This window comes from Actinophytocola sp. (assembly GCF_049647105.1).
Classification (GTDB): domain Bacteria; phylum Actinomycetota; class Actinomycetes; order Mycobacteriales; family Pseudonocardiaceae; genus Actinophytocola.
The window spans coordinates 1-7,519 of sequence record NZ_JBARWZ010000177.1; the positions used below are offsets into that span (position 1 = coordinate 1).

The window sequence follows — 7,519 nt, forward strand, 5'->3', positions numbered from 1 at the left end:
CGGGTTCTGAACGGTGGACTCGCGGGTTCTGAACGGTGGACTCGCGGGTTCTGAACGGTGGACTCGCGGGTTCTGAACGGTGGACTCGCGGGTTTGGACCGTGGACTCGTGGGTTTCCTTGTTGTCAGTCTGGGACGCCGCGGCTCACCAGTTGTGCGGCGATGATGTTGCGCTGGATCTCGTTCGTGCCCTCGCCCACGATCATCAGCGGGGCGTCGCGGAAGTAGCGCTCCACGTCGAACTCCGTCGAGTAGCCGTAGCCGCCGTGGATGCGGACCGCGTCGAGTGCGATCTCCATCGCCGTCTCCGACGCGAACAGCTTTGCCATGCCCGCTTCCATGTCGGCGCGTTCACCCGCGTCGACGCGGGAGGCGGCCAGCAGCACCAGCTGCCGTGCCGCCGTGTACTTCGTCGCCATGTCGGCGAGGTAGTTGCCGATCGACTGGTGCTGCCAGATCGGCTTGCCGAACGCCTCCCGTTCCTGCGCGTACCGCAGCGCGTCGTCGAGGGCCGCACGCGCCACGCCCAGCGCCCGCGACGCCACCTGGATGCGGCCCGTCTCCAGGCCCGTCATCATCTGGGCGAAACCCGCGCCCTCCACGCCGCCCAGCAACGCCGACGCGGGTGCATGGTGGTCCACGAAGGACAACTCGCAGCTCTCCACGCCTTTGTAGCCCAGCTTCGGCAGGTCACGGGACACCGTGAGGCCCTCGCCGTGTTCCACCAGCAGGATGCTCATGCCAGCGTGCTTCGGGGTCGCATGCGGATCGGTCTTGCACAGCAACGCGATCAGACCGGAGCGGCGGGAGTTCGTGATCCACGTCTTCGTGCCGTCGACGACGTAACCGTCGCCGGTGCGCCGCGCCACCGTGGTCATCGCCTGCAGGTCGGAGCCGCCGCCCGGTTCGGTGAGGGCCATGGTCGCGCGCACCTCGCCGGTCGCCATGCGGGGCAGGTAGCGCTGCTTCTGTTCCTCCGTGCCGAACCTGGTGATCAGCTTCGCGACGACCGTGTGGCCGCCCATCGCGCCCGCGAGGCTCATCCAGCCGCGCGCGAGCTGCTCGGTGACCTGCACGTAGCACGGCATGGACACCGCGACGTCCCCGTACGGCGCCGGGATCGCGAGCCCGAAGACGCCCAGCTCCTTCATCTGCTCGATCAGCCGCTCGGGGTAGGTGTTCGCATGCTCCAAATCGCGCACCACCGGGCGCACCTCGCGGTCGACGAACTCGCGCACGGTGTCGACGATGGCCTGTTCTTCTTCGCTCAGCATGGTGTCCCCTGGATCGGTGTCAAGGCAGCCTACGGTGACTTTGGCCGGATTATTGGGAGGGCAGATGGAGGTCGTGGACGGGCCGTGGTTCGACGAGCTGTCGGTCGGTGACCGGTTCGACGGCGCGCCATCGGTGACGCTCACCAGCGGGCACGCCGCGGTGCACCAGGCCGTGCTCGGCGACCGGCTGCGGCTGCCGCTCGACGACGTGCTGGCGCGTGCGGTCACCGGGTCGGCGCCGCTGGCGCACCCCGCGCTCGTGTGGGACGTCGCGATCGGACAGTCGACGGTGGTGACGAGGCAGGTGCTGGCGAACCTGTTCTACCGGGGGCTAGCGTTCCGCCGGTTCCCGGTCATCGGCGACACGCTGCGGACGGTGACGGAGGTCGTCGGCCTGCGGGAGAACTCCCGCAAACCCGGGCGCGCGCCGACCGGGCTCGCCGCGCTGCGGATCACGACCGTCGACCAGGAAGACCGGCCGGTGCTGGACTTCTGGCGGTGCGCGATGCTGCCGCCCCGGTCGCCCGTACCGACCGGGCACGCCGACGACCTGTCGACGGTCGGTGCGGCCGTCGAGCCGACCGTGCCGGACTGGGACCTCGCCGCCTTCCGCGCTCGCGTGCCGGGGGAGCACGCCGACGCGATGGCCGTCGGGCGGCGGTGGCGGGTGCCGGGCGGCGACGTCGTGTCGAACGCCCCGGAGCTGGCGCGGCTGACGGTCAACATCGCCACCACGCACCACACGGGTGACCCCCGGCTGGTTTACGGCGGCCACACGATCGGTGTCGCGCTCGCACAGGTGTGCCGGGCGATCCCGAACATCGTGACGGTCGTGGCGTGGGAGAGCTGCGACCATCTCGGGCCCGTGCACGATGGTGACACGCTGACCAGCGAGGTCGAGGTGCTCGCGGTGGCGGGGCACCTGGTGACGCTGCGGTCCGTGGTGGCGGGCGTCCTGGATTGGCGGTTCACGGTGGTGATGGCGTGATCGCGGCCGGACTTGCGCCTAATACCCCCTAGGGGTATACAGGTCGTATGTCCGCACCTCAGCATGGCGCCACCTGGTCGGCCGCGGTGTCCGCGACGCTCCACTGCCTGACCGGCTGCGCCATCGGCGAGGTGCTCGGCATGGTCATCGGCACGGCGTTCGGCTGGTCCAACGCGCCGACGATCGTGATCTCGATCCTGCTCGCGTTCGTGTTCGGCTACGCGCTGACGATGCGGGGCGTGCTGCGGGCCGGTGTGAGCTTCCGTGCCGCGGTGCGGGTCGCGCTGGCCGCGGACACGGTGTCGATCCTCGTGATGGAACTCGTCGACAACGCGGTGCTGGTCGTCGTGCCCGGCGCCCTGGACGCGGGGCTCGCGTCGTGGCTGTTCTGGTTGTCGCTGGCGTTCGCGCTGGCCGTCGCGTTCGTGGTCACCGTCCCGGTGAACAAGTGGATGATCGGCCGCGGCCGGGGCCACGCGGTCGTGCACGAGTACCACCACTGATGCCGATGTCGAGAACGTGGCGCCCGCTCCGTCCCAGGGCACAGTGGCCACGACGGGCCGCCAGAACAACAGTGGAGGATGACCGTGCGACCGAGCGAGCTCGCCGAGGTGCTGAACCGGCCGCTCAGCCAGGAACTCCTGGCCCGCGACCTGACCCGCCTGGCCTACGTCGCCAAGGACGGCACGCCTCGCAACGTCCCGATCGCGTTCACCTGGAACGGCTCGGAGATCGTCATGTGCACGACGAAGAACGCGCCGAAGCTGCCGAGCCTGCGCGAGAACCCGGCGGTGGCACTGACGATCGACACCGAGGTGCACCCGCCCAAGATCCTGCTCATCCGCGGCCGTGCCGAGCTGGACGTCGTCGACGACATCCCGGACGAGTACGTCCAGATGAACGGCAGCTACGAGATGACGCCCGAGCAGCGGGTCGAGTGGGAGGCGGAGGTGCGCTCGCTCTACGACGGCATGGTCCGGATCGTCGTGACCCCGACGTGGGCGAAGCTGATCGACTTCGAGACGACGCTGCCGAGCGCGATCGAGGAACTGATCCAGCGGCGGGCCGCGAGTGCCTGAGCGAAACTCGCAGGAAGAACTTTCCGGCGGGATGTCGAGAACCCGCTCACCGCTCCGTCCCCGCATCGAACACGGCCACCATGGCCGTACCGCACCAAGGAGAACATGATGGCCAAGTACCTGCTGCTCAAGCACTACCGCGGCGCACCGGCCTCGGTCAACGACGTGCCGATGGACCAGTGGACGCCGGAGGAGGTTTCGGCCCACGTGCAGTTCATGGACGACTTCGCCGCCCGGCTCGAAACCACCGGCGAGTACGTCGACAGTCAGGCGCTCTCCCCGGCGGGCACGTTCGTCCGCTACGACGGCGAGGGGCGGCCGCCGGTCACCGACGGCCCGTTCGCGGAGACCAAGGACCTGATCGCAGGCTGGATGGTGATCGACGTCGAGACCCACGAGCGGGCGCTCGAATTGGCAGGCGAGCTGTCCTCGGCGCCCGGCGCCGGTGGGAAGCCGATCCACGAGTGGCTCGAGGTGCGCCCGTTCTACGGCGTTCACCCGACCATCACGGAGTGACATTCGGTGGACGATGCCCTTCTGCGGACCCTTACCCCCACTGTGATCGGGATCCTCGTCCGTCGCGGAGCTGACTTCGCGGCGGCCGAGGATGCCGTGCAGGAAGCCCTGGTCGAGGCCGTCGGCAGGTGGCCGGACGACCCGCCCCGGGACCCCAAGGGCTGGCTGATCACCGTGGCCTGGCGCAAGTTCCTCGACGCCGCGCGCGCCGAGGACTCCCGGCGGCACCGCGAGGAACGCGTCGAGGACGAGCCGGTGCCGGAGCCGGGTGCGGCGGTGGACGACACGCTCCAGCTGTACTTCCTGTGCGCGCACCCGTCCCTCACGCCGGCCTCGGCGGTCGCGCTCACGCTGCGCGCGGTCGGCGGCCTGACCACGCGTCAGATCGCGCGGGCCTACCTCGTGCCGGAGGCGACCATGGCCCAGCGGATCAGCAGGGCCAAGCGGACGGTCTCGGGTGTCCGGTTCGACCAGCCCGGTGACGTCGCCACGGTGCTGCGCGTGCTCTACCTGGTGTTCAACGAGGGCTACTCCGGCGACGTCGACCTCGCCGCCGAGGCGATCCGGCTCACTCGCCAGCTGGCGGTCAGGTCCAAGCACGAGGAGGTCGCGGGCCTGCTCGCGCTCATGTTGCTGCACCACGCCCGGCGCGCGGCACGGACCGGCCCCGGCGGCAGACTCGTGCCCCTCGGCGAGCAGGACCGCGGCCGGTGGAACACCCGCCTGATCGCCGAGGGCGTCGACGTGCTCCAGGCCGCGCTCGCCCGCGACCGGCTGGGGGAGTTCCAGGCACAGGCCGCCATCGCCGCGCTCCATGCCGACGCCCAGACCGCCGAGGAGACCGACTGGGTGCAGATCGTCGAGTGGTACGACGAACTGGTGCGTCTCACCGACAACCCGGTGGCCCGCCTCAACCGGGCGGTCGCGGTCGGCGAGGCCGACGGCCCCCGGGCCGGCCTGGCCGCGCTGGCGGAGCTCGACCCCGCCCTGCCCCGCCACACCGCCGTCGCGGCGTACCTGCACGAACGTGACGGTGACCTGGTGACCGCGGCGCGGCTCTACGCCGAGGCCGCCCGATTGGCGTTCAGCCTCCCCGAACGTGAACACCTCACCCGGCAGGCCGCACGGCTCAACGCCCGGCTGCGTGGCTGAGCGATCCCAGCGCCGGGCTCCGGGCCGGTTTTTCTGGTTCCCGGAGCCCGACGGTCATGGTCGAATCAGCAACCGCACTTGCCTCCGCAGCAGTCGCTGCTACCGCAACCACCGCACCCGCAGCCACATCCGTCCACCAGCATGCCGACCTCCTGACTGGGAACTCTCCGCGCACGGAATGGTACGCGTGGTGGCCGACCGCGAACATCGCGCGCGGGCAGGATGCGAGATTTGTACGGGTCTTGTACGTGTCCCTGGTGGGCTGGGAGTTCCCTGTAGTTCCGCGAAGCGAGGTCATATGTCACTCCGCACGATCGGCGCGTTCATCGCCGCCGCCGCGGCGACGCTCACGCTGGCCGCCCCGGCCGGCGCGGACGTCGATGTCCAGGCGGTCAACCTGCGTACCCCGTTCGACTGCGGTCAAGTGTGGAACGCCAACACCCGCACCAACCACAACCCACAGCTGTCCGTGGACTTCCAGCGCAGTGGCGCGCTCGGCAAGAACGTGCGCTCCAGCGCGGGTGGTGTCGTCGAGACCAGGGCGGACCTGGGCAACGACAGCTACGGCAAGTACCTCATCGTGCGGCACTCCGGCGGCTGGAAGACCCTGTACGCCCACCTCAACTCGTTCAACGTGTCGGTCGGGCAGAGCGTCAACACCGGCACGATCATCGGCAAGGTCGGCAGCACCGGCGGTTCGACCGGCCCGCACCTGCACTACGAGCAGCGCCTCAACGGTGTCGTGCAGCGGGTAGTGCTGAACGGTGTGCACGTCGCGTACTACGGCAACACCAGCATCACCAGCTCGACCGGTTGCTAGTCCGCCTCCCCGGAATTTAAAAGTGTTGGTTTCGACCCAGCGCAGGCGCCGGACATCGAGGTGGTTGGTGGCTGGGTGCCGTCACGTTCCCCTGAGGTCACTGTTGGTCAGGTCCAGACCCTCGCGCAAAGATCCATTGGACAGGCCCTAGCGCGGGCCGGTGAGTGACACGCGGATCGCCTGGGCGCGGTCCGCGTGTCGCCGCGCCGCCGCCCGGTCGCCCTTGGTCTCGTGCAGGCGGGCGAGCAGCTCCGCGACGTCCGCCTCGGACCGGCGGTCGCCGTTGCGGTGGTGCAGGTGGAGCGCGATCGCCAGCAGGCGGTCCGCGTCCGCCAGGTCGCCACCGGCGAGGCACAGCTCACCGAGGCTCTGGTTGGTGTAGCCGACGCAGTGTTCGTCGTCGAGCTCGCGGAAGATCGCCAGCGAGCGCGCGAGGTGTTCGCGGGCGGCCGCCAGGTCGCCGCGTTGCCGGTGCAGTGCGGCGATCCGTTTCAGCGCGTGGGCCTCGCGGTGCCGGTCACCGATGGTGGCGCACAGTTCGTACGCGTCGGTGAACCAGCGGCCCGCCGCCGCGAGGCAGCCAAGCGCGAGCCACACCGAACCCGCCGCGAGCCGGGCCACCGCCTCGCCGTGCCGGTCGCCTGCCCGCGCGAACAACTCGAGCGCGGCGTGGCAGTGGTCCAGCGCCTGCTCGTGCTCGCCGAGCACCCGCAGTACCGTGCCAAGCCCTGCCAGGGCGACCGCGGCGCCCTGGGCGTCGCCGACCTGCGCGAACAGCTCGTGCGCCGCGGTGAACGCGGACCGGGCATCGTCGTACGCGTCGCGGTACAGCGCGACCTGCCCCAGGTTGCGCTGCACGATCGCCTCGCCGCGCCGGTCCCCCGCGCGGCGGGCCGCCGCGAGCGCGATCGTGTGCGTGCGCTGCCAGTCGTCCTGGTTTCCGCGCAGGTCGAAGTGCGGTGCGAGCGTCACCGCGAGCCGCCACGCGAGGTCGTCGGCGCCCCACGCCTCGGCGAGCGACACCATCGCGACGCACGCGTGCCGCTCGGCGTCGAACCACGCGGCCGGATCCGCCATGGGTGGCGCCTTCTCCTCCGGGAGCACGCCGAAGTACGGCATCGCGGCCGCGGCCGAGGACGCCCGCGCGAGGTACCCGTCCAGCACAGCCACCACTGCCGTCCTGTCCCTTTCGGACAGTTCGGCGGCGTAGCAGCGCAGCAGGTCGTGCAGGCGGTACCGGGGCGCGCCGGTGACGTCGGAACCCACCAGCTCGACGAGGTGGTTGTCCACCAGCAGGTCCAGCACGTGGTCGGCGGAATCCTGGTCCAGCAGCGCGCCGACCACCCAGCCCGGCCAGCGCACCGGCCCGAGCAGCCCGAGCAACCGGAACGCACGCGCCGCGCCGGGTGGCAGGGAGGCGTAGGTGAGGCCGACGCTCGCGCGGACCGCGAGGTCGCCGACGGCCAGCTCGTCGAGGCGGCGGCGCTCGTCGCGCAACCGGTCGGCGAGCGTGCGCAGTGTCCACCCGCGCCGGTGCGCGAGGCGGGTGCCCGCGACCCGGATCGCGAGCGGCAGGTGACCGCAGAACCGCAGGATGTCCGCCGCGCTGTCCGGTTCCGCGCGGGTGCGGGCGGCACCGACGATGCCGTCGAGCAGCCGCGCGGCCTCGGCGTCGGGCAGCACGTCCAGCT

8 protein-coding genes are annotated in these 7,519 nt (G+C 70.8%); 6 read left to right on the top strand and 2 right to left on the bottom strand.

Features of this window, described 5'->3' with window-relative positions; all coding sequences use genetic code 11:
- Positions 1 to 124: 124 nt before the first annotated feature.
- On the bottom strand, positions 125 to 1,273 hold the full coding sequence (locus tag WBA97_RS21720; protein WP_424232722.1) for an acyl-CoA dehydrogenase family protein: 1,149 nt from the start codon (positions 1,271 to 1,273) through the stop codon (positions 125 to 127).
- 64 nt (positions 1,274 to 1,337) lie between these two features.
- On the opposite strand from WBA97_RS21720, the gene WBA97_RS21725 reads away from it, so the two are divergent.
- The 6 genes from WBA97_RS21725 to WBA97_RS21750 all read left to right on the top strand — a co-directional run bounded on the left by WBA97_RS21725 (position 1,338) and on the right by WBA97_RS21750 (position 5,828).
- Entirely contained in the window at positions 1,338 to 2,261 is a 924-nt protein-coding gene (locus tag WBA97_RS21725) for a MaoC family dehydratase (RefSeq protein WP_424232723.1), read from the top strand.
- A 47-nt stretch (positions 2,262 to 2,308) separates the two neighbouring features.
- Entirely contained in the window at positions 2,309 to 2,764 is a 456-nt protein-coding gene (locus tag WBA97_RS21730) for a DUF4396 domain-containing protein (RefSeq protein ID WP_424232724.1), read from the top strand.
- 84 nt (positions 2,765 to 2,848) lie between these two features.
- Complete coding sequence (locus tag WBA97_RS21735) at positions 2,849 to 3,340, top strand: pyridoxamine 5'-phosphate oxidase family protein (RefSeq protein ID WP_424232725.1); 492 nt, start codon at positions 2,849 to 2,851, stop codon at positions 3,338 to 3,340.
- Between the two features lie 108 nt (positions 3,341 to 3,448).
- Positions 3,449 to 3,856 (top strand): YciI family protein, encoded by a 408-nt coding sequence (locus WBA97_RS21740; RefSeq protein ID WP_424232729.1) that lies wholly within the window; start codon positions 3,449 to 3,451, stop codon positions 3,854 to 3,856.
- Between the two features lie 6 nt (positions 3,857 to 3,862).
- Positions 3,863 to 5,008, top strand: a complete 1,146-nt coding sequence (locus WBA97_RS21745; RefSeq protein WP_424232726.1) for an RNA polymerase sigma factor — start codon at positions 3,863 to 3,865, stop codon at positions 5,006 to 5,008.
- Between the two features lie 298 nt (positions 5,009 to 5,306).
- Positions 5,307 to 5,828, top strand: a complete 522-nt coding sequence (locus WBA97_RS21750; protein ID WP_424232727.1) for a M23 family metallopeptidase — start codon at positions 5,307 to 5,309, stop codon at positions 5,826 to 5,828.
- A 147-nt stretch (positions 5,829 to 5,975) separates the two neighbouring features.
- Here the strand turns inward: WBA97_RS21750 and WBA97_RS21755 are convergent.
- Positions 5,976 to 7,519 (bottom strand): tetratricopeptide repeat protein (locus WBA97_RS21755; protein ID WP_424232728.1); only part of this gene is annotated, 1,544 nt, incomplete at its 5' end.